This is a genomic window from Pseudoalteromonas piratica (assembly GCF_000788395.1).
In the GTDB taxonomy this organism is placed as follows: Bacteria; Pseudomonadota; Gammaproteobacteria; order Enterobacterales; family Alteromonadaceae; genus Pseudoalteromonas; species Pseudoalteromonas piratica.
In genome coordinates this window covers 1,487,025-1,510,680 of record NZ_CP009889.1, presented here as the reverse complement: position 1 = coordinate 1,510,680, position 23,656 = coordinate 1,487,025, and the positions used below count along the sequence as shown (strand labels likewise).

14 protein-coding genes are annotated in these 23,656 nt (G+C 41.1%); 5 read left to right on the top strand and 9 right to left on the bottom strand.

Annotation, left to right across the window (positions count from 1 at the left end; translation table 11 throughout):
- The first annotated feature begins 263 nt into the window (after positions 1–263).
- Positions 264–1,115 (top strand): DUF4437 domain-containing protein, encoded by an 852-nt coding sequence (locus tag OM33_RS21330; protein ID WP_052141245.1) that lies wholly within the window; start codon positions 264–266, stop codon positions 1,113–1,115.
- A gap of 89 nt (positions 1,116–1,204) precedes the next feature.
- Here the strand turns inward: OM33_RS21330 and OM33_RS21325 are convergent, their stop codons facing one another.
- The 7 genes from OM33_RS21325 to OM33_RS21290 all read right to left on the bottom strand — a co-directional run bounded on the left by OM33_RS21325 (position 1,205) and on the right by OM33_RS21290 (position 8,374).
- The gene (locus tag OM33_RS21325) at positions 1,205–2,635 is read right to left on the bottom strand and encodes a sensor domain-containing diguanylate cyclase (protein ID WP_040136642.1); all 1,431 of its coding nucleotides are present in this window, start codon (positions 2,633–2,635) and stop codon (positions 1,205–1,207) included.
- A gap of 7 nt (positions 2,636–2,642) precedes the next feature.
- Positions 2,643–3,077 carry a BLUF domain-containing protein gene (locus OM33_RS21320; protein WP_040136640.1) on the bottom strand — a complete coding sequence of 145 codons (435 nt, stop codon included), beginning with the start codon at positions 3,075–3,077 and terminating at the stop codon, positions 2,643–2,645.
- A 248-nt stretch (positions 3,078–3,325) separates the two neighbouring features.
- Positions 3,326–3,640 carry a hypothetical protein gene (locus OM33_RS21315; RefSeq protein WP_040136638.1) on the bottom strand — a complete coding sequence of 105 codons (315 nt, stop codon included), beginning with the start codon at positions 3,638–3,640 and terminating at the stop codon, positions 3,326–3,328.
- Between the two features lie 192 nt (positions 3,641–3,832).
- The gene (locus OM33_RS21305) at positions 3,833–5,539 is read right to left on the bottom strand and encodes a GspE/PulE family protein (RefSeq protein WP_052141244.1); all 1,707 of its coding nucleotides are present in this window, start codon (positions 5,537–5,539) and stop codon (positions 3,833–3,835) included.
- A 2-nt stretch (positions 5,540–5,541) separates the two neighbouring features.
- On the bottom strand, positions 5,542–5,964 hold the full coding sequence (locus tag OM33_RS21300; protein ID WP_040136634.1) for a hypothetical protein: 423 nt from the start codon (positions 5,962–5,964) through the stop codon (positions 5,542–5,544).
- A 17-nt stretch (positions 5,965–5,981) separates the two neighbouring features.
- The gene (locus OM33_RS23090) at positions 5,982–6,950 is read right to left on the bottom strand and encodes a type IV pilin protein (RefSeq protein ID WP_052141243.1); all 969 of its coding nucleotides are present in this window, start codon (positions 6,948–6,950) and stop codon (positions 5,982–5,984) included.
- Positions 6,951–7,138: 188 nt separating this feature from the next.
- Positions 7,139–8,374 (bottom strand): sugar MFS transporter, encoded by a 1,236-nt coding sequence (locus OM33_RS21290; protein ID WP_040136632.1) that lies wholly within the window; start codon positions 8,372–8,374, stop codon positions 7,139–7,141.
- A gap of 440 nt (positions 8,375–8,814) precedes the next feature.
- Here OM33_RS21290 and OM33_RS21285 point away from each other — a divergent pair, with 440 nt between their 5' ends.
- The 3 genes from OM33_RS21285 (at position 8,815) to OM33_RS21275 (ending at position 18,291) form a co-directional block, all read left to right on the top strand.
- Positions 8,815–11,472: a glycoside hydrolase family 16 protein gene (locus OM33_RS21285; RefSeq protein WP_040136630.1), complete on the top strand. Its 2,658-nt coding sequence runs from the start codon at positions 8,815–8,817 to the stop codon at positions 11,470–11,472.
- Positions 11,473–11,532: 60 nt separating this feature from the next.
- The gene (locus OM33_RS21280) at positions 11,533–14,490 is read left to right on the top strand and encodes a TonB-dependent receptor (protein ID WP_040136628.1); all 2,958 of its coding nucleotides are present in this window, start codon (positions 11,533–11,535) and stop codon (positions 14,488–14,490) included.
- Between the two features lie 168 nt (positions 14,491–14,658).
- On the top strand, positions 14,659–18,291 hold the full coding sequence (locus OM33_RS21275; RefSeq protein WP_199922578.1) for a sensor histidine kinase: 3,633 nt from the start codon (positions 14,659–14,661) through the stop codon (positions 18,289–18,291).
- Between the two features lie 43 nt (positions 18,292–18,334).
- Here the strand turns inward: OM33_RS21275 and OM33_RS21270 are convergent, their stop codons facing one another.
- Both OM33_RS21270 and OM33_RS21265 read right to left on the bottom strand, forming a co-directional pair.
- Positions 18,335–20,872 (bottom strand): glycoside hydrolase family 3 protein, encoded by a 2,538-nt coding sequence (locus OM33_RS21270; protein WP_040136626.1) that lies wholly within the window; start codon positions 20,870–20,872, stop codon positions 18,335–18,337.
- Positions 20,865–22,124, bottom strand: a complete 1,260-nt coding sequence (locus OM33_RS21265) for a sugar MFS transporter (protein ID WP_081991247.1) — start codon at positions 22,122–22,124, stop codon at positions 20,865–20,867. The genes OM33_RS21270 and OM33_RS21265 overlap by 8 nt, the downstream gene beginning before the upstream one ends.
- Before the next feature lie 175 nt (positions 22,125–22,299).
- On the opposite strand from OM33_RS21265, the gene OM33_RS21260 reads away from it, so the two are divergent.
- On the top strand, positions 22,300–23,643 hold the full coding sequence (locus OM33_RS21260; protein ID WP_407681053.1) for a GH1 family beta-glucosidase: 1,344 nt from the start codon (positions 22,300–22,302) through the stop codon (positions 23,641–23,643).
- Positions 23,644–23,656: the final 13 nt, after the last annotated feature.

Here is a 23,656-nt window from a genome sequence, read left to right as displayed (position 1 = left end):
AAGTGGGCGCAATAATGTTGGTTAGTATAACTTTTGAGCAATAAGGTTTGCGGCTACCCACTAACCAATGTGTAATATTAAATCACTGAAACTACATTTAGCCCCATTCACCTCTTAGAGAAAGAAATACCAAACTACAAATTTATTTCCCGCATTCCGCTATTATCAATTTTCTATTGAAAAAGATTCTGCCATTTTTACGTTAATTAATAATAAATTAAGCCATATACTAGAAGCCGCTCTCATTCTCTAAGGTATTCCAAATGAAACGGTTTGTAGCTCTTTATTTGTGTCTTTCTGCATTTGCCCTTCAATCAGGGGTTGCATTTGCGAAAGACAAAGTATCAAAGGTGATTACACCTGAAAATATTGAATGGGGTTACCTAAACCCTTTAAGAGGCGCTTTAAGCCCGGGCGCAGCCAACCTCTGGGGAGATAGAGCTCAGAACACAGCAACTGGAATGCTTGTTCGATTTAAAAAAGGGTTTCAGTCTCCACCTCATATTCACAATGTTTCTTATAGAGGCGTAGTTATAGATGGTCTACTACACAACGCTAGCCCTGACGCTGATAAAATGTGGATGCCGCAAGGTTCATTTTGGACTCAACCCGCGGGTGAAAACCATATTACCGCTTCAGATGCTGAAACAAACTTGATTTATCTAGAGATTGATTCTGGACCTTATTTGGTTAAGCCATCAAAAGAAGCTTTTGATAGTGGCGAGCGCGCTCTAAACCTTCACACAAATAATATCGTTTGGTTAGGTGAGAAAGACTTGAAGAATATTAACGTCGAAGGTGCTGAGTCGAGTTATTTGTGGGGAAGTACTTCAGATTTGGGTGGTTCAATGCTTAAAATTCCTACGAACTTCAAAGGAGCAATACTGACAGAAGCCAGTGAGTTTAGAGCAGTACTCGTTTCAGGAAGAGTTAATTACAGTTCCTCAGAGCAGCGAACGATAGAGCTGACTGCTGGTAGTTACCTTGAGTCAATCGGTGCTTTTAAACACGAAATAACGAATGTTGGAAACCAAGACGCTATTTTTTATATCCGTACAAATCAAAAATATCGCGCAGAGTTTATTGGAAGCAAACATAGTCAGGGTTCTTCTTAATGGAAGACGGTTGGAAATGAAAGTTTAATGGCTGACATGGGGAAAAAATAGCAACGTGTCTCCTTTAAATGAAGCAAGGGTAGCACTAGTCAGTTTTCATCTTTATTGAGATACATTCTTTTATCTGCCTTTTCCAGAAGTGCATCCATCGAAGTACCATCCTCAGGATAAGTGGAAAACCCCACACTCGCACTGATATGCAGCTCTTGTGAGTTATATTGAATCGGGAGTTCAATACAGTCTTTTAACATTTGACTAGCGCGGGGTTCAGTTACTGGGTCTGCAAACAAAATAACAAATTCATCACCACCGACTCTGGCAACTAAATCTGTATCCCTAATATATCCCCTTAAGCGTTTGCCCACTTCAACCAACACATCATCGCCGCACTTGTGACCATAGGTATCATTGAGAGGTTTAAACTTATTTAAATCTATATAGCCTATGGTAAATTCTTTGTTATTGCGTCTGGCTGAAGCGATAAAATACTCAAAACGCTGTGCCAACAAATTTCGATTGGCACACTTGGTTAAACTGTCGTATAGCGCAAATTCCCTCAGTTTATTTTCATATTCAACTTTCTCGGTAATATCTTCAATGAGACCGATGAACTGTATACCGCCTTCGATTTCAATTTTGGAAACAGATAAACGTATGGGAAAAATTGAGCCATCTTTTCGTTGCGCTTCTACATCTCTACCTGTCCCAATAATCTTTTTAATGCCAGAGTGTAAGTGATTGCTGATATAGCTATCATGGTTTTCTTTGTAGGCTTTAGGCATTAAACAATTAACGTTCTGTCCTATAAGTTCTTTTTCACAAAAGCCAAACATTAATTCAGTTTGCGAGTTAATCGCTAAAATAGTGCCTCGTTCATCTATTCTTATAACAGCATCTACTAAAACATTAAGTGTTGCAGAAACAATAGCCTCTTGAGAGTAAAGTTGATGTTGGACTTCATCTCTTTTTTCTTTTTCATGTGCAACTTGCTGCAGTGAGTTATTTTTTTCAGCCGTCACAAGCGCTAATTCTTGCATCGTACAACAATGTTGAAGGTCGCTCTCAATGATGTATTTTAACTGTGATAATACTTTTTTTAGTTTGTTTGAATAATTTGTTGGTTTGTTATCAATGACACAAAAAGAACCGAACACATCGCCATTCGGCCAGAGAATGGGTTCGCCAAAATATGAGCAAACACTGCCAGCTACCACAAATGGTGCATCTTTCCAATGTTGATCGTTTTGCGCATCTCGAACATAAATGGATTGTTTTTTTTCCACTATGTACTTGCAAAAAGTCTTTGTATTCCAACTCCAACCACTTCCTGGCTCAAGAAAATTTTCATCATTATCACTGGTCGTTAAAACATTAAAATGGTCACCTTTATACTCGACAATATCCGCACTTGCAGCATTGAAAAGTTCTGCAAGCATATCAACGAGCTTTTGCCATTTCTGAGTGTCTACTCCATCAACCCTGACGTAGGTATTATCAATATTCAATTTCGCTTCTAACATATGAGACCTACAATTCACCAAAGGCAGACATATGAAATATAATTTCATCAATTTTTGAAGGAGGTAAGGTATTGAGAGGCAAAGATGCCAACCCCTCTAGCGACTTACTAAATTTACTTAGCAGTGACTCATCTGAAATGACTTTCATTTGACGCCAGCTTTTGTAGCTTCTTTGTTTAATGTTTTCTGCATAAATAAGTGTTAACCCAGAATGTCTTTGATCTTCTTTAATTGATTCAATTAGATTTAAAACATCCGACTTAGGCCCCTCTAAAGCTTGAATAAACATATGATTACAGTAAACAAGACAGCCAGATATTTCGTTATGGTTGTTATTGCTTGATGCGATTTGTTCAATATTCGCAAGCTCATTACTCAACACATCATCCGAAATTGTTGAGTGACTGATATATACAACTTTATATATTTCATCTAATTTCACGATAATCTCTCTAGAGCATGTAGAAATGCGAAGCAGTTCTTAACAACCTTTTATTAGATAAATGTAGCTATGTATTTAAATTTAGAAAAGGTCAATTCGACCGCCGATGACTTTTAAGTGTTAAGCAAGGGGGCTTCAGGGGGGAGGTATTGTTTTCAAATTTAATATTTAATGGAACTACGCAGTGAGGCAATTGGAAGCTCGCTGGTGGAGCCCTGCGAGCACCTAAACTTAAGAGCACAGTTAGATTAGTGTACGGTAATTGGCTGATCATTTACGACGAGCGATTGGCCGTTTTCTTGGGCGCGAATAAAGCTAGAAATTAAAACGTTGTTTGACAATGTATTTACATCACCCACTTCTTCTACCATACAAAACATAATGGACTCCCAACCGAGTTCTTTAACAAAACGTTTGAGTTGTTTGAGGTTTTCTTGATAATTTTTGTCGGTTGTCAAAAGGCCGATAGAGTGTTTATTACCAAGTTTGTACTTCTCGTTGTTTGATGTTGCGCATTTTGCGTAACCGCTCAATACATAGACTATGTTTGCTTGTTTGTTCATGGTGGTAACTTTAAAATCTGTTAATGCATACTGCGCTTTGTATGCATTTTTTAAACCAAACCATCCAAGAGCGTTAAAATCTTCGTGTTTGCCTTTAAAAGCCGATAAATTAAATTATCTTTATGTCGCTTCAATAGGCAATAAGCCCATAAATCGTCAATTTTTTGTTGTGATTAAAAAATGCAATAGTGTTTAAGGCTTTTCAGAACATGCTTTCCAAAAAGAGTCACCTAATACTCTGTTAATTTCTTCGGCTGAAGTGAGCCCTTTTGAAATCGCATCAATAGCGACTTGATGCAAGTTTCTGGCGCCACTATCAGTCGCTATTTTTCTTAACATACTGGAACTTTCACCATTTCTTATTGCATCCGCTAGCTGATGATCCATTGTAATGATTTCAAATAATGGCATGCGCCCTTTATAGCCTGTTTGATCACACTTTTCGCACCCCACAGCTGTCATCATATTTAGTTTTGGAAAAATATGTTTAAGGCGTTCGCTGTGTTTATCCTTTGCTGAAGAGCCTTCTTTCCTGCAATTTGAACAAAGCTTTCTCACTAACCTTTGCGCAGCGACCCCTTTCAAAGAGTCAGCAATAATTGGGCGAGAAACTCCCAGGCCAATTAATCTAGGAATGGTTGTAATTGCGTCACTCGTATGTAAGGTGGTCATAACAAAGTGGCCAGTAATCGCGGCTCTAAATGTAATTTCGGCTGTTTCTTCATCACGAATTTCGCCCATCAATATGACATCGGGGTCTTGACGTAAAATGCTTCTTAAAGCGCCGGAAAAGGTCAGGTTTTGATCTGGGTTGATATTAACTTGGGCTATTCCTTCAATTTCATACTCGACAGGGTCTTCAACGGTAACTAGGCATTTTTCGGGGCCATTTATTTCTTTTAAAGCAGCATAAAGGGTACTGGTTTTCCCCGATCCAGTTGGACCCGTGATAACAAAGATCCCCTCGCTGCTTTGCAATAAATTTTTGAAGGTTTGGAGCTCTTTATCTTGTAAGCCAATCTCGTCGAGTTGATTTACCGCAGCTTTGATCAAAAGGCGGATTACAACTTTTTCACCGCCTTTCACCGGTAGAGTCGATACACGTAAATCAACATCTTGACCTTTAAGCTCTAAGTTTACACTGCCATCTTGAGGGATCATCTTTTTAGCTAAATTGAGTCGAGCAATCGCTTTTATACGCTGAATAATCGGAATAAATACTTGTACTGGCAGCTCTGATATCACCCGTAACATGCCATCAATGCGGTAGCGAACTATGCCGCCACCATGAAAAGGTTCAATGTGGATGTCACTGGCTTTTAAGATAAATGCTTCCAAGAGCATTTCAGAAACAATTTTTACGATTGCTGAATTAGCAGAAATAGAGTCTGTTTGAGTTGATAGTGTATTAGTTTGATTAGACTTGATAACAATATCATTTTGAGACAATGCCTCGTCTTCATAATATAACTCTGTCCATTTTGTAATGGTCTCAGGGTGCGCTAATTGAGATATAACAGGAATGGTTGTTAAAAACTCAACCATTGATTCCATGTCTGCATCGAACGGATGGGGCGATGCTACAACGAGTTGACCATCAGTTAAACTAAGCGGGAAAATACTATACTCTTTCGCTACTTTTAGCGGTACGTAATGTAGTAGCTTTTCAGATATATTTTGTGGACTCTCAGCAATGGTTAAATCAAAATGTTCGGCGATCATTTTTGTTAATGTGTTAGCATCAACATCGAGTAACTGTTCTGCGCTCTGCCATGCTGAAACGGGGCAACTAGTGTCAGAAAAGTTGCTAATTTCTTGACCTTTAGCATTTTCAAGACAAAAGCGATGCAGCCACTGAAAGGTTTGATTACTTCTATGTATGTCATTATTTTCAGTCATAATTAGTCCATGTAAATTTTATCGTCCTTGGCATCAAAGATAATATTGGAATTACCATGAGGCATCGTTAAACGAAAATGATCATTGCTAATTTTCTCGTATGAAACATCTATCACGGCTGCAATAGGACTTGGCAGGTCATCAGGCAGTTTGCCGTAGGTTAATTTATAATGTTCTACGTCTTCAGCTACCATCAACAAAGCAACAGAACCGCCAGTTTGATAATCTCTATCGAGGTTCTTATGGTGTGTTTGCACCCCAGTGACAAGTGTTTTAGCAAGTAAAAATCCAAATAAAATGCACACTGCATAACTAGTCCAGCTGGGTAGCATAATTGTTGTATTTGCCTTAGAAGGTCGATTATTTTGAGTTTCATTCATTGCTTCAGCAATATTTTCTTTCCAACGTTTATTTGTAGAATCCATTTTATTTCCCCAATCTTTTAGTGATGACCATGATGCTGTCCTTGATGTTTATCAGGGTGCTTGGCCCATCCTGGTGGCCAATTTAAATGCGATCCAGCGTTTGATTGGCCACTACTACTTGATGAACTAGAACTCGCGTGGCTACCAGTATCGGTACTATGGCTGTTGCTGCTGCCAGAGCCAGCTTGAACATGCGTGTTGCTATGACTATCAATATTTCCATTATTTGCTGTGACAGAACTCGTTTGGCTAGACGAGCTTCCGTGACCGCCATTGTTCCCTGCACCATTGTTATTTGCTGTACTTGGTGGGGGCGATGAATGACATGTGCCATATTGTTGCCCAGGTTTCGCAGGCCATAGATAAAATCCAGGATTACAAGGAGAGTTGTGATTACCTTCAGTGGGGTGAGACGTTGTCCCTTGCTGAGATTGACTTGTGCTTGCTATAACACTTTGCCCACTCGTTTGGTGGCTTTCATATGGCGTTGCTAATGCAATAATCATAATATTGGGCGTGACAAAAGAGTGCTGTAATTTTGTAACATGATCGAATGCATTTAAGACAGCTATACCATTTTTGCTATTGGCTTTGAGAAATAAAACGGGAAATGCTTCATGACCTGTATATTTAAAGTAGCCTGAGTGATTGACGAGCTGTGATGAAAACTCAATATCAAACTCTTCGGTGAATTGATTTTTTAACCCAGGCAAATAGGCAGGTGCTGCACCAAACTTTGCACTGGAAAGTGTGGCCGGTGTTGCGAGCGCTTCAGGGGCTGTTGCTATTACATCTTGGTAGGCAAGGCCGATAGAATGAACTCGGTATAACAAAGAGGCAGCTTTTGATTCATTAACATAGCCTTGATAATTTGGCAGGGCAATTAATGCTAGGATCCCAATTATTGACACCACTAACATGATTTCGATTAAGGTGAAGCCTTTTTGATTATTTTCTTGCTGTTCGCGGGATAGTTTTACTTTCATTAATACTGTCCATTGTACAAATCTAGTTTCCACTAAAGTCTAGACAACAATGGAGCTTTTTCTTCTTTGTGATAACGATTTGTTTAAAAAAATGTATATTTTTAAAGTATTAACGGGGCTCTTCAGAAAGTTTAATCAACAAAAAAAGGCCACATTATGTGGCCTTTTTAAATTGGGTTATGGTGCGCTTAAGCGTCTGTTTTATGCCCTTTCACACCGTAGAATACGATAAATACGTAACATACAGCAGGAATAATAAACGAAAGAGTCAGACCAATGGTATCAGCGGCGATACCTTGGAATACTGGGATGATAGCACCGCCTACGATAGCGAGACATAAAATGCCCGACCCTTGTGAGGTGTGCTCTTTTAAGTTGTTAATAGCTAGGCTGAAAATGGTAGGGAACATAATTGAGTTACATAAACCGACAGCGAGCATGGTCCACATCGCGATAGGGCCAGAACTTAACATTGAAACGACAATGAATACGATAGCAAGTGCCGCATTAAAGGCAAGTACAGTCCCGCCAGAGACTTTTTGCATCACGGCCGCACCAATAAAGCGACCGACCATTGCTCCACCCCAATAGTAAGCGATGTATTTTGCAGCGGTAGCCTCAGTCATTTGGGTTGCACTGGCACTTGATATGTAATTGATTAAGGTACTGCCAATGGCCACTTCCGCGCCGACATAGACAAAAATACCGACAGCCCCGAGTACTAAATGCTTGTGCTGCCACGCAGAGCCTTGGGTCACTTGCGGTGTTTCTTGATTAGTAATTTTAGGTAACTTTAATACTAAAAAGATAAGCGCCAACACCATAAGTGATGCTGCGAGAATTAAATAAGGTAATTGAACAGCGGTACCATCATGACTTTGATTAGCGGTATCAGCAGAGAAAAATAAAGCCGCGCCAAATAATGGTGCAACCGTGGTCCCTAATGAGTTAAACGCTTGGGTTAAGGTTAAACGAGAAGGCGCTGTTTTAGGGTCACCTAAAGCACTGACATACGGGTTTGCAGACACCTGTAAAATCGTAATACCACTGGCTAATACAAATAAGGCCATTAAGAAAAGTGCATAAATACCGGAGGTTGCAACAGGGTAAAATAACAAACAACCCACACAGGCAATGGCTAAACCGGTGACGATACCTTTTTGATAACCGATTTTACCGACCAACTTCCCGGCAGGCAGCGAGATAATAAAATAAGCACTAAAAAAGCAAAACTGAATAAGCATTGCTTGGGTGAAATTAAGGGTAAAGGCTTCTTTAAGGTAAGGGATTAAAATGTCATTAAGACAAGTAATAAAGCCCCACATAAAGAAGAGGCTGGTTAAAGCAACGAGCGCAAACTGGGTGTTTGAGGTGTTGCCAACATCAACCTGAGCGGTTTGATTAATTGGGTTAGGTGAGCTCAATGTTATTTCCTTTAATATGTTGTCAATTTTTTGTAGTTGTTAATATTAAAACGCTAAAGTATACAATATTGAGTCAAGTTAACAGCGTTACATACGTTTGCATAAAATTATAATTTTTAATCTACTGAAAAATATAAACTTAACGTGTTTTGATGAAGTATTACTTAAGAGGTAAATAGTTATTCTAAGCCAAATCGACGCCCCCGTTTTTCTTTTAATTTTCTGCTATGCATTGTTAAACCTGCTAGTACCGCTTTTAACTAAATTGTAAAAAATATTTGATCTTTTTTACTGCGTGACTTAATTTAAATGAAAGCGCTTACATTTCCGTGCTTTTATTTTTGTTCAAAAATGAAAGCGCTTACATTTGGTTTTTTACAAAATGTACGACAACTAACTATATTAAAAATAAACATTAATCCTCTATCGGGGCGGAAAACATGACACACGCAGCGAGAAACATAGCTTCCTATGCAGTGGGATTGTCAGCATTAGCCTTATCAGGCTGTGGTGGTAGTACCAATACGGATACAGATCTTACTAAGGTTGACCCAACTCAACCAGTTAGTGACTGGGTAATGGTTTGGAGTGACGAATTTGATGGCACAAGTATTGATGCCAACAAGTGGCGTCATGAAGTTAATTGTGCCGGTGGTGGTAATAACGAAAAGCAATGTTATACCGACAGCGACGAAAACTCATTTGTGGCTGATGGGTTATTACATATTGTTGCGAAACCCGCTCCCGAAGGCAGTGAAAAGCCCTACACATCAGCGCGTTTAAATACGCGTTACAAAGCTGATTTCAAATATGGTCGTTTTGAAATGCGCGCCAAGTTGCCTGCGGGACAAGGTGCATGGCCAGCGTTTTGGATGATGCCTACTGACGAAGTTTACGGTGGTTGGCCTCGTTCAGGTGAAATTGACATTGTTGAATCTGTTAATTTAAAAGCCAGTACTGTTGATGGTCAACCTGAAGCAAATGTTTATGGCACACTTCACTACGGTCGAGAATGGCCTAATAACGCTAGTTCAGGCAAGGCCTATTTGTTGCCAGACGGTGCAAACCCAGCTGATGATTTTCATGATTATGCGATTGAATGGCAAGAAGGTGAAATTCGTTGGTATGTTGATAACTATCTTTATGCAACTCAGCGTAAATCTGAGGTACGTTATAACAGTAAAGATGAAGCAGTTGGACTGGCACATAAAGGCTGGTTTACTGAGTATTTTGATCAGGTAACCGGTGAGCTTAAAACCTTTTGGACAACGGCGCCTTATGATCAGCAATTTTATATGATCCTGAACTTTGCTGTTGGTGGCAATTGGCCTGAAAATGTAAATGAATTAGGCATTGATGAAGCTGCATTTGCAAATGGCAATACATTTGCAATCGATTACGTGCGTGTTTACGAATGTGCCTCGAACCCTGATACCGGTAAAGGGTGTGAAACAGTTCGCCCTGGTTACGATAAACTTGACGATGCGCTAGTTGAAGGTGCAGCGCCAACGCCAACATTACCACCAGTAGGTGGTGGTGATACCAATGTTAATATTTTCGATGGAACGCTTAATCCAAACTGGCCTGCATGGGACTGTTGCGGTGGTTCAACGCCGACAATTGTTAGTGACGAAGAGCGCGGTGATGTGATGCAGTTTACGGTGGGCAATCAGCCTACGGTAAATGGATTTATCTCACGTGAAGAGTTTATTACCGACGCCAACGGCAAGGCATCACCATTTGATGCATCAGGCATTATTGATAATGGTACTGTTAGTTTCAAAATGAAAGTGGTGAGTGCTCCGAGTAATCCTGATTCTTCTTGGCTATTCAAAATTGAAAGTGTTGGCGCAAGTACTGCATATGAAGTTGCACTCAATACCAGTGTTGAGGGTGTTGATCCTGTCGTTGGTCAGTGGCAAGACTACACTTTCCCAATCAGCGTATTAGCAGAAGCTGGTCTAGATATCAGTGCGCTTGACGTGGTAATGATTTTCCCTGCTTGGGGTACAGGTGAAGGTGCCGAATACCTTGTTGATGAGGTACAAATTGGCGCACCAAGCACATCACCAGAGTTAGTTTTATTTGCTGATGGCGAAAATCCAGATTGGCCAATGTGGGACTGTTGTGGTGGTTCAACACCGACTGAAGAGCTTGATGACGATGCACATGGCTTAGTCGCTGAATTTAAAATTGGTGCAAGTCCTACGGTAATGGGCTTTATTACACGCTCTGCGAATGGCGGTAGCGATAAGCCATTTGATGCTACATCTATTATTGAGAATGGGGTGTTGAGCTTTGAAATGAAAGTAGTTGATGCGCCTTTAAACCCAGATTCGTCTTGGCTAATCAAATTAGAATCAGATAATGCTGCAACAGCTGTTGAATTACCGATTACTGAATCAATCGAAGGCGTTGCGCCTACCACAGGTCAATGGCAAACCTTTACATTCCCAATTCAAAGCTTAGTGTCAAAAGGCCTTGATGTAAGCGCCATTGATGTTGTGATGATTTTCCCAGCTTGGGGCACAGGTGAAGGCGCAACTTACCGTGTAGATAACGCCAAGATTTACGATCCAAGCGCTGAAAAACCAGCCTCTGATGAACTTACGCTATTTATGAATACGGTTGCTGATAACTGGAGTATTTGGGATTGTTGTGGTGGGTCAACACCAACTGAAGAGCAAGATGATGAAGCGCATGGCACTGTTGCACAGTATGTCATTGGTTCGCAACCTACAGTAATGGGTTTCTTCGCCGATGATGGTGTTTATTTTGATGCTTCAAACTTACTAGAAACAGGCGTTGTACGTTTTGAAATGAAAGTAGTCGATATGCCAATTAATCCAGATAGCCAGTGGCTCTTTAAAATTGAATCTGGTGATGCATCAACGGCTGTTGAGTTACCACTTTCAGCCAGTGTTGAAGGTGAAACTCCGCGCACAGGTGAATGGCAAACTTATACTTTCACAATGCAAGAGCTCTTTAGTCGTGGCCTTGATATCAGCGCGATTGATGTAGTGATGGTGTTTCCTGCATGGGGAACTGGCGAAGGTGCGGTGTATCGCATTGATAATGCAGTCATTGCAAACCCTTAACGTTTATTGGTGGCAAGCGTTTCGCTTGCCTAAAGTCAAAACAAGATAAGTAGAAAGATTATGAAAACAAAAAGCTATAAAAAAAGCCAAGTAGCAATGTTAGTGGCTGGCTTATTAGGTACAAGTCTTGCGACGCCAATACATGCAGAGCAAGAGGACTTGACAGCAAGTACTGAAAAAGACGTCGAAGTAATTGAAGTAAAAGGGATTAGAGGGAGTCTGATCCGCGCTATGGATATCAAACGCGAAGCATTTGGTGTGATGGATGCGATCAGCGCTGAGGAAATGGGTAAATTTCCTGATACTAACCTTGCGGAATCGCTACAACGTATAACCGGTGTATCGGTAAGCCGTGCCAACGGTGAGGGCAGTGAAATAACAGTACGCGGATTTGGGCCAAGTTTTAACTTAGTGACACTCAATGGCCGACAAATGCCTGGTACGGGTAATTCGCGCTCATATAAACTTGAAAACCTCGCGGCGGAAGGGGTGAGCACTCTCGAAGTGTATAAAACAGCGCGCGCTGAAAAACCAACAGGTGGTTTAGGTGCAACGGTAAACATTGTAACTGCAAAACCATTTCAACGCCCTGGACAGCAAGCCAGTGCAACCGTCAAAGGTATTTACGATACTTCGAATGAAAAAGGGGATGATGTTACTCCTGAAGTTTCAGGTATTTACAGTAATACATTCTTCGATGACCGATTTGGCTTTGGAGTATCATTCTCTCGTCAAGAGCGCGATTTTCAACGCCAAGAAGCGAATATTCAAGGTTGGCAAGCAAATGTGGATTTACCAACCTTAGAAGAAGGTACATTTGTTGACCCAAGAGCAATCGATGGCGATGGTAACCGCATTGGTAATCATTTCTTTCCTAAAGACATGAACTATAGCATTGCTGACGTTGAGCGTGAGCGTACCAATGCACAAGTCACCTTCCAATACGAGCCAATTGATGGCCTTGTTGCGACGCTTGATTACACTTATACCAATGCAATTACGGCAACTGAAGTGGCTGGTTGGGGTATTTGGAATGAATTTGGTGGCAATATCAATAGCTATGAACTAGACGAAAATGGCACCGCTGTTTTCGCTGACATTAGCGGCAATGATGGTTCCTTTACTGCGAGCAAAGACACAACAGAAGTGGATTCGCAGTCAATCGGTTTGAATCTTGTTTGGCAAATAAACGATGATTGGAAAGTGGAACTTGATTACCACGATTCAAGTAATGAGACTGACAACGGCAAAGATAAAGGCCTTGGCAGTTCCGGTCAGGTTATTTTAGGTTCTGATCAGCTGGTTAATAAGATTTATGATTATCGTACGGGAGAGATCCCGCATGCGATGATTAATTGGCGTAATGGTTCAAACGAGCTTATGCCAGGTGAAATTGATTCTAACTTTAGCCAGTTCATTCACTCTCCGGGCAAATCTGAAATTGAACAATTGCAACTACATACCACTTGGTATAACGACGCGTTTGATATCCCGTTAGTGACGGTTAAATTTGGCGGTACATTCACGGATCAAACCATGAGTGGTTCGAATGCATGGAGTGGTCTGCGTGGTGGCCCTGGTTTTAATCCGTCATTTACTGAGATTTTCCCAGATAGCATGTTTACGCGTCATGATACCAGTGACTTACTGGATGCGTTTAGCGGTGGTGGGAGCGACTTAAACCCTCATTATTACTATAGCTACGACTTTGATGAGGCTGTAGCCCGCCAATTAGCTTTTCTAACAGAAGATATTATGGGGGGCGATGTTTACTCTATTGACCCTTACTTCGATGGTATTGATGGCGAAGGTGCTGTTACTGAAGAGACCATGGCATTTTACCTTCAAACTGATTGGGAATTTACGATTGCCGACTACGACGCGCAACTAATTGTAGGCGTACGTTATGAAGATACTGACGTTACTAGTAATGTTCGCCAGAGGGTCGAAAAACAGGTCAACTGGGAAAGTGCGTCTGAGTGGATTATGCAATATGAAGCGGGCGGCACGGATAACTTCCTGGAGCAAACAGGAGGCTATGATATCTGGCTGCCAATGATGGATCTACGCGTCGACTTAACTGATGATCTCGTAACCCGTTTCTCATGGGGTAAAACCATGTCTCGTGCACCGCTTGGCAACTTAGCGGGCGTTCGTATGCTAAGTGGCAGTCCAAAACCTGGCGCTCGAACTGGCTCGCAAGGTAATACAAGTCTGTTGCCGTTTGAATCGACCAATTTAGACTTATCACTTGAGTACTATTACGCCGAGGGAAGTTATGCATCGGTTGGGTACTTTAAAAAAGACGTTGATAACTTTATTCAAACCACCATCACTGAAACAACCATCGATGGCCTAAACGATATTTATAATGGCCCACGTTATTTGCAAGCCATTGCGGATATTGAGGCGCGTGGTGAACAAGCGACAAGTACGGCTATTTTTGAACAGATGTTAGCGAATGGGCACGGAAATGCTGACGGTAAAATTGAGCCAGCAGCAGGTGATCCTCTGATTGTTTGGAATATTAGCCAGCCAACAAATACGGACAGTAAATCTGTCGATGGTATTGAGCTTGCCGTTCAACACTTAATTGGTGACACCGGCTTTGGCCTAGGTGTGAATGCCACATTTGTGGATGGTGATGTTGAATTTGATGTGAACAGTTTAGTACAACAAGCACCACTTACAGGCTTGAGTGATTCGGCAAACTTTCAAGCGTTTTATGAAAAAGATGGTCTGTCTGTAAAACTTACCTATGCGTGGCGTGACGCTTACTTAATTGGTGTTGGCCAGGCTCAAGGCTCGTCAGATGCGCCACCGCAATTTGCCAAAGAATACGGCCAAATTGACGTTAGTGTTAATTACGATATTAACGAGAACTTTACAGTGTTCCTAGATGGCATTAATTTGAATAACGAAACCGAGCAAGGTTATGGTCGTTACGAAGAGCAATTTTTATTTGCTCGTCAGTATGGTCCACGTTATATCTTTGGTATGCGTTACTCGTTTAATTAACGCTTCTTTGTTGTCAGCAAGCCGCATTTCGATGCGGCTTTTTTTTGGCCAAAATTTGACGGATTTTATAACGCTAACCATTATTAATTAATGCAAAAAATGGTAATCGAGCGTTTTACACGCTGCAAAGAACATCACTTATCTCTCCGCATGTTTTGGGTGAGTGTTTTGTTATTATTGGCCATATCGTCAAAACCTTTGATGGCGAAAAATCATGACACTTTTGTATTTGATGACATCGCACAGGTGATGCAGCAGTACAACTTTGATAATGGCCTTAGCCAAGCCTCTGTAACCGCAATTACGCAAGATAAATTTGGCTATATTTGGCTTGGCACCCAGTCTGGCCTTAATCGTTTTGATGGAAAGCGATTTAAACATTTTTTTCCGGCGCAACCTAATGCCTTGAATCTTGCAGGAGGGTTTATTACTGCCTTATGTGCACAGGGAGATTCTCTATGGATAGGCACGCAAACGGGGTTATCTCGTTACCATATTAGTACCAGCGAATTTGAATACATCCCAATTACTCAGCATAACCAATCCGTTGAGCGCATTAAAACATTATCATGTAATGACGATGTATTAATTATTTCTACAGAAAACAGAGGGCTATTTATTCTAGATGCGTCATCTCACGTAATAGCCGGTAATGAGCTTTTTACATCCGACACATTAAAAGCAATATATAAAGATAGAAATAAATGGTTTGCCAATACAGCAAAAGGTGTTTTGGTAAAACCATTAGATGAAAACGACTACACACTCTTGCTACCCGGTAACTTTAAGAATATGGCTATATCTAACAACGCTCTCGCGGTGTTAGATAATCAAAATAAACTCTGCTTTTATCAATTAATGCCGCTCAAAGCGCGTTGGTGCGAAGCTTTACCAATTACTGAAATGGCTGAGATATTTCAAGTTAGTTTGCAGGCCAATAAGGTCTTGATTGCCTCCAGTCAAGGGGCATTCCAAATCTCCTATCAAGGGGAAATAGATCATCATTTTAAGCGTCAAGTAAGCAATCAAAAAGGGTTGTCTGAAAATACCACACTGGCCATTTTTAAAAGCCAAGAAGGGGATGTTTGGCTTGGCACAGAAACGCAAGGACTATATCATTTTCGTGAGTTAAGCAGTGCGTTTGGTCATGTATATAATTTTCAAAAAACTGCTAGAGTAAGTGAGTTTTATGACGTCAGAAGCTTCGCGATTGATGCACAGGGTGCACTTTGGATAGGCACGTCAAAAGGAATTTATCTTTATAAAGACAAACGCTTCTATGCTGCCGAAAGTGTTTACCCATCGCTTGAAAAATTTAACAACACGTTTATTACCGATTTATTTATTCAAGATAATGTGTTGTGGGTTACCAGTCGGGGGGCGGGCTTAGCTAAGCTTGATTTACAAACGAAGAGCACTTGGCTGGTCAAGCCAAACATTGCTGGAAATGAAGTCACGAGTTTTAATTCTGTGATTAGTTATAAAGGGCAACTGGTCTTTAGTTCTCGCACCCAAGGGTTAATCACCTTCAATTCAAAAACAAATACGTTTAGTCACTTTATACCCAATAATGAAAATGCGCCCTCACATGCTACGGGTTTATATACTGATGGCAATGATTTATGGTTTGGAAGTATAGGGCTTGGGTTATTTCGATATGATGGCCAATCATTGGTTTCGATTAACCAAGCACAAGGCTTAAGTTCAAACTTAGTGTTTATGATTGAGCAAGACGCGCAACAACGCATTTGGGCTGCCACAGATAAAGGGTTAAGTATTGTTAATCAAGATATGACTTTGGCGCGGATTGTTGAACGCAAACATGGATTAGCAAATAACGCTATTTGGGCGTTAGTAAAGGATGATGACGGACACTTTTGGGTTGGCACCAGTGGTGGGTTAAGCGCGATAGACAGCACAGACTTTCGTATTCGAAATTACTTGCGAAATGATGGCATACAATCAAATGAGTTCAATTTTAATGCCGTATTGAAAACAAAAAGTGGACGTTTATTTATCGGTGGAGCAAATGGGTTTAACCAATTTTATCCAAGCGCGATAGAAAAAGCGGGTAATAAACCGAGCGTACAGCTTAGTGCTATTAATGTGCTTGAAAAAGAGTTAGCGCCAATTAACTCTACTGAGTTAACAACAGTACCTGAGTTAACGAAGTCGCTAGTATTAAAAGCAGATCAAAATATCTTATCGCTGGCGTATTCTTCTTCAAGCCTGGCCTCAGACAAACTCTCGCATTTGTATTACCGAGTATTGGGGTTAAGTGAAAAGTGGATCAAGCTTGAACAAGGTCGAAACCAGATAGATCTGATCAACCTATCCCCAGGTAGTTATATTATTGAAGCATATTTAGTTGACCGATTTAACAATGCGTCTGATGCGCATCAACTTGAACTGACAATAGTGCCGCCTTGGTGGGCCTCTAATCTTGCTAAATTGAGTTATGTGATCTTAGCGTTACTTATCAGCTCGTTGGTTATTTACTCTCGGGTCAAACGTTTCCGACAGGTACTCAAAGACAACAATAAAATGAAACAGCTCACAGAACGGTTTGAGTTGAGCTTGTGGGCGAGCGGTGATGATTTGTGGGATTGGGATATTGCGAATAATACAATTCACCGCTTTAGTGTCAGTAGTCACCTTGATTTTGGTTCACAAAAAGATGAAGTACTACTAGATGAACTGAATCATTATGTTCACCCCAAAGACTGTCTTTTATTGGAAGACAAACTAGAGCGTTGTATTTCGGGTGAGATTGAAAGTTACGAAATTGCTATTCGCATGAAGGATAAAAGTGGTGGCTTTCGGTGGGTGCGCGATCGTGGAAAAGTCGTAAGCAGGAATAGTGCAGGTATTGCCCAGCGTATTGCTGGTGGGATACAAGATATTAAGCAACTTAAAGAAAATGAGTTGGCACTTGAAAAACTCAATCACTCATTAGAAGAAAAAGTGCAAGAGCGCACGTTACAACTTGAACAAAATAACCAGCAGTTGCTGCAAACATTAGATGAGCTTGAAAAAATGCAGCAAGACCTCATCGAAAGTGAAAAAATGGCATCACTGGGCAACCTAGTAGCAGGCGTTGCCCATGAAATAAATACGCCCTTAGGTATTGCGATAACAGGTGTTTCGTCTAATCAAGAAAGTATTTCACTTATCGAGTCACAGTTGGCGAATAAAACACTTAACCAAGCGACGTTAGTCAATGAAATGCAAAAGCAAAGAGAAGCCTACCAGCTTGTACAGCGTAATTTAGAACGAGCAGAGGCATTAATTGCAAACTTTAAGCAAGTCGCGGTTGATCAATCCTCAGAGCAAATGCGTGAAGTGCAGGTCCTAGAATACCTTGAACAGCTGCGCACATCGTTAGCGCCTTTAACGAAAGGAAAAGATATTACAGTTTCAATTGCCTGCTCAGAGACATTATTGGTAGAAACATATCCTGGTGCTTGGTATCAAGTGATGTCGAATCTTATTCAAAATTCGGTTACACATGGTTTTGATGGCCAGAAAAAAGGCAATATAGCTATTTCTGTGACGCTTAATAACGGCAAGTTGGTAGTGGTTTACCAAGATGATGGCAAAGGTGTATCCGAAGAGGTGCGTGAACGTATGTTTGAACCCTTTGTGACCACTAAACGTAATCAAGGCGGCAGTGGTTTAGGCATGCATATTGTTTATAACTTAGTCACTCAGATTCTTAATGGTGAAATAACCAGTCGGCAAGTGGAAAACCAAGGAGCTATGTTTGAAATTGAGTGCTTTGTAAATGTGATTAGTAAATAAAAAGCCCCATTGATTTGATGGGGCTTTTTATTTAGGAAGGTGTTTATTGACACATGTGCATTGCGGGTGTGTCTGATTGACTAATTTTAATATTGGCGAGTGACAGTTCAAGTGCCTGCGATGAACCAATTTCAAACGGCACAACCAGTTGATTAAACTTGATGCCTTGTTGCGTAAAACAGGCTAAATCAACAGAAAGTGTATGCCATTGACCGTCTGCTTTTGCATTGATTAAGTGGCTGATATCCATTTTGCTATGACAACTTCCTGGTTTATCGGCGGTACCTTCACAGTTCATGGTTAGCCATACATCTTTGGCTTTCTTGCTGTCTACTTTCACATCAAAGGTAAGCTGTGCTGTGTCTGAAACTAAATTGCTGAGATCTTCTCTGAAATAACTCTTACTTGCAAAGCGAAGACCTGCAGCGTGCTCACCAGTAATTGAAATTTTGCGTGCATCCTCTTGAATAACCTTATCAATTGTTCGGTAATTGATGCCTTCAAGGCTCAAGGTGCTCGACATAATTTGTTCACTGTTATCACCTGAGAATAACCATGCCTGCCAAGGCTTTTTCACTTCACCTTCAAGAATAGACACACTCTTTACATCGCCGGCTTTGCGTTCGAATTGCTCAGGTAAATCGTTTGGTACAATTGTGTTTGAGGTTGTGGTTAAGCCATAACCATATTCAAATAATGGTTGTTCACTATTTTTATTATAAAAGTCGACATGTTGATTTGGCTTGATAGGCCAACTAAATGGCAGTTTACCTTTAAAATCAACATTAACGCTGTTATCTGCCTTACGCAGCAGCAGGTCGGCAATTGCCGCGCCTTCAGAACCCGGTAACCAAGCGGCAACAAACGCTGTTGAGGCATTTAACTCAGCATTAACCCACATTGGTCGACCACTAATAAATACGGCAACAACGGGGATATTTTCGGCTTTTAATTTGTTTAGTAAGGCAAGGTCGCGTTTATCCCCAGCTTGGTATTCAAGGGTTGCACGGTCACCATGACCTTCAGCATAAGGTTCCTCGCCGAATACCACAATTGCGACATCAGGCTTTTCTGAAAAACTGCCATCAAGGCTGTAATCGAGTATGCCACCCGCGCTATTAACTTGTGAACGCAGACCATCAAGAATTGACGACCCGCCTGGGAAATCACTATTTTGATTATTAGTGCCCTGCCAAGTGATTGTCCAACCACCCGATTGTTTACCAATATTGTCTGCGGCATCACCTGCCACTAAAATGCGCTGCTTAGGTGATAAAGGTAATAATTGTTGGTTGTTTTTCAGTAATACCAGTGACTCTCGCACGGCCTGTGCAGCTACTTCACGGTGTGATGCTTGGCCGATTAATTCTGTTTTACCAGAAAGCGCTCTATCTTTCGGGCGTGGTTTATCAAACAAACCAGCGCGTAATTTAACGCGTAAAATGCGGCGCACTGCATCATCAATACGCGATTGCGAAATTTCACCTGTCTTTACTTGAGCGATGGTATTTTCCATCAAAGCTTTCCAGTCAGAAGGCACCATAAAAATATCAAGACCAGCATTAATCGATTGCGCACAACTTTCATTGCTACATCCTGCTACTTGGCCATGGCCATTCCAGTCACCGACTATAAAACCATCGAATCCCATTTTCACTTTCAATACGTCATTGAGTAAGTATTTACTGCCGTGTACTTTCTCGCCATGCCAGCTGTTAAATGAGGCCATCACTGACTGTGCGCCCACATTTAAGCCGCCCACATAGCCTTGAGCATGAATATCAAATAAATCCTGTTCAGACGATAGGTTATTGCCTTGGTCATCACCATCTACTGTACCGCCATCCCCAACAAAGTGTTTTACTGTACTTATAACACGCTCATCGCCTAAAAAGTCTTTACCGACTTCACCTTGCAGGCCTTTAACCACTGAAGCAGCATAATTGCGAACGAGCGAAGGGTCTTCTGAGTAACTTTCATAGGTGCGTCCCCAGCGGTCGTCTTGCACAACTGCAACTGTTGGTGCAAATACCCAATCAATGCCAGTTACCATTACTTCTTTAGCTGTAATTGCGGCGATTTGTTCCATTAACTCTGGATTATTTGCTGCCCCTAAACCAATATTATGTGGAAATAACGTTGCCCCAATCACATTATTATGTCCGTGAACCGCATCAGTTCCCCACATGGTAGGAATGGTTGAGCCATCAAGAGAATCATCAATTGACGCCATGTACATATCGTTAGCCAGTTTTATCCAATCTTCAGGTGTGGCATGCTTATCGCCATTTGGAAATGAGCCACCGCCATTTAAGTAAGAACCGAAACCATAACGGCGCATATCTTCAACTGTGATATTTCGGATTTCGGGCTGGATCATTTGCGCAATTTTTTGTTCGAGTGTCATTTGCGCTAACAATGCATCAATTTTAGTTTCAAGTTTGGCGTCGGGTTTCACCGGATTTGTGATCTTTGGCCAAATATCATTTTTAGTGTTTGTTGTTTTGGCATTATCATTGCCAGACATGCAACCGCTCAGTGCCAAGCACAGTGCAGATAGCGAGAACAGGTGTTTATTCATTGTTTTGTCCTTGAGTAGTTGATGGCACATGTCCTTTCACACCGTAGAATACGATAAATACGTAACATACAGCAGGAATAATAAACGAGAGAGTCAGACCAATGGTATCAGCGGCGATACCTTGGAATACAGGGATGATAGCACCACCTACGATAGCGAGACATAAAATGCCCGACCCTTGTGAGGTGTGCTCTTTTAAGTTGTTAATAGCTAGGCTGAAAATGGTAGGGAACATAATTGAGTTACATAAACCGACAGCGAGCATGGTCCACATCGCGATAGGGCCAGAACTTAACATTGAAACGACAATGAATACGATAGCAAGTGCCGCATTAAAGGCAAGTACAGTCCCGCCAGAGACTTTTTGCATCACGGCCGCACCAATAAAGCGACCGACCATTGCTCCACCCCAATAGTAAGCGATGTATTTTGCAGCGGTAGCCTCAGTCATTTGGGTTGCACTGGCACTTGATATGTAATTGATTAAGGTACTGCCAATGGCCACTTCCGCGCCGACATAGACAAAAATACCGACAGCCCCGAGTACTAAATGCTTGTGCTGCCACGCAGAGCCTTGGGTCACTTGCGGTGTTTCTTGATTAGTAATTTTAGGTAACTTTAATACTAAAAAGATAAGCGCCAACACCATAAGTGATGCTGCGAGAATTAAATAAGGTAATTGAACAGCGGTACCATCATGACTTTGATTAGCGGTATCAGCAGAGAAAAATAAAGCCGCGCCAAATAATGGTGCAACCGTGGTCCCTAATGAGTTAAACGCTTGGGTTAAGGTTAAACGAGAAGGCGCTGTTTTAGGGTCACCTAAAGCACTGACATACGGGTTTGCAGACACCTGTAAAATCGTAATACCACTGGCTAATACAAATAAGGCCATTAAGAAAAGTGCATAAATACCGGAGGTTGCAACAGGGTAAAATAACAAACAACCCACACAGGCAATGGCTAAACCGGTGACGATACCTTTTTGATAACCGATTTTACCGACCAACTTCCCGGCAGGCAGCGAGATAATAAAATAAGCACTAAAAAAGCAAAACTGAATAAGCATTGCTTGGGTGAAATTAAGGGTAAAGGCTTCTTTAAGGTAAGGGATTAAAATGTCATTAAGACAAGTAATAAAGCCCCACATAAAGAAGAGGCTGGTTAAAGCAACGAGCGCAAACTGGGTGTTTGAGGTGTTGCTTTCCTCGACCTGCACAGTCTGATTGAGTGGATTGGGTGAACTCACAATGATCTCCAGTTGATTTTTTCTTTGTAAGCGCTTACATTTAAATCATGTAAGCGCTTACATTTATAGTTTGATAATTGCAGAAAGCGTTTAAAATATCAAATAGAAATCGGATTTTGATTCGCTAATTTTTACGCGGTTGTTATTAAAATCTCAATAAAACAAGGTGTTAATGACCATGAAGCATTTTCGCTTAGCCAAAACAAGTAACATGATGCAGCCAGATTTTATTTTTGGTGTGGCCACGTCGTCATACCAAATAGAAGGTGCGCGTAATTCAAGATTAAAGGCAAACTGGGACACCTTTTGTGAAAAAGATGGCACGATCGCAGATAACAGCAACGGTGACATAAGTTGTGAACATATAAAATATTGGCAAGATGATGTGGCGATAATGGCTGATATTGGAGTTGATGCATACCGTTTATCCTTGTCATGGTGCCGTGTGATGCTAGCAGATGGCACAGTCAATTTAGAAGGCGTAAAATTTTACATCAACTTGTTTAAGGCTTTAAAAGCACAAGGGATCAAAATATTTGTCACCTTTTACCACTGGGATTTACCAGAGTATCTTGAAAGCCAAGGTGGCTGGTTAAATCGTCAAACAGCTTTCGAGTTTGCTAATTATGTCGAGACTATTACGCCATATATTTCTCCGTATGTTGACTCATTCGCAACATTAAACGAACCGTTTTGTTCTGCATACTTAGGCTATGAGTTGGGTATACACGCCCCGGGATACACCAGCCAAAAAGCAGGTAAACTGGCTGCACACCATTTACTGCTTGCACACGGCTTGGCGATGGAAGTGTTATCTCGTTTATGTCCAACCACTGAAAATGGCATTGTGCTTAATTTTTCACCTTGTTACCCGTTCACAGACTCAAATGAGGATGCAGTTGCCTGCCGTTATGCGGATGAATATCTCAATACATGGTATTTAATGCCGCTGTTAGAGGGGCGTTATCCAGATATCAAAAATTTATTACCTGACGAGGTGCAGCCAGAAATAGCGGAAGGTGATATGGCGATTATTTCAGCACCGCTCGATTTTATTGGCATCAATTACTACACACGTAAGGTTTACCAAGCAGGCAACAATGTTCTGTTTAAAGAAGTCGAATCAAACCAGTACGCAAAAACAGCTATGGGCTGGGAAGTTGTACCAAGTGCTTTTTTTGATTTATTAACTGACTTAAATAATCGTTTTGATTTGCCAAACATTTATATTACTGAGAATGGTGCGGCATTTGATGATGAAATTATTGACGGTGAGGTGAATGATCTCGCTCGTGTTGATTATATTGATGAACATTTACTTGCGGTGGAACAGGCAATACAGCATGGCGTTCCCATAAAAGGGTATTTTGTTTGGAGTTTATTAGATAACTTTGAGTGGTCAGAAGGGTATACTAAACGATTTGGCATCGTGCATGTTGATTACACTTCGCAAAAACGTACGTTAAAACACAGTGCACTTTCGTACAAAGCGCTAATAAACGCTAGAAATTCAAACCAATAACCATTAAATTTAT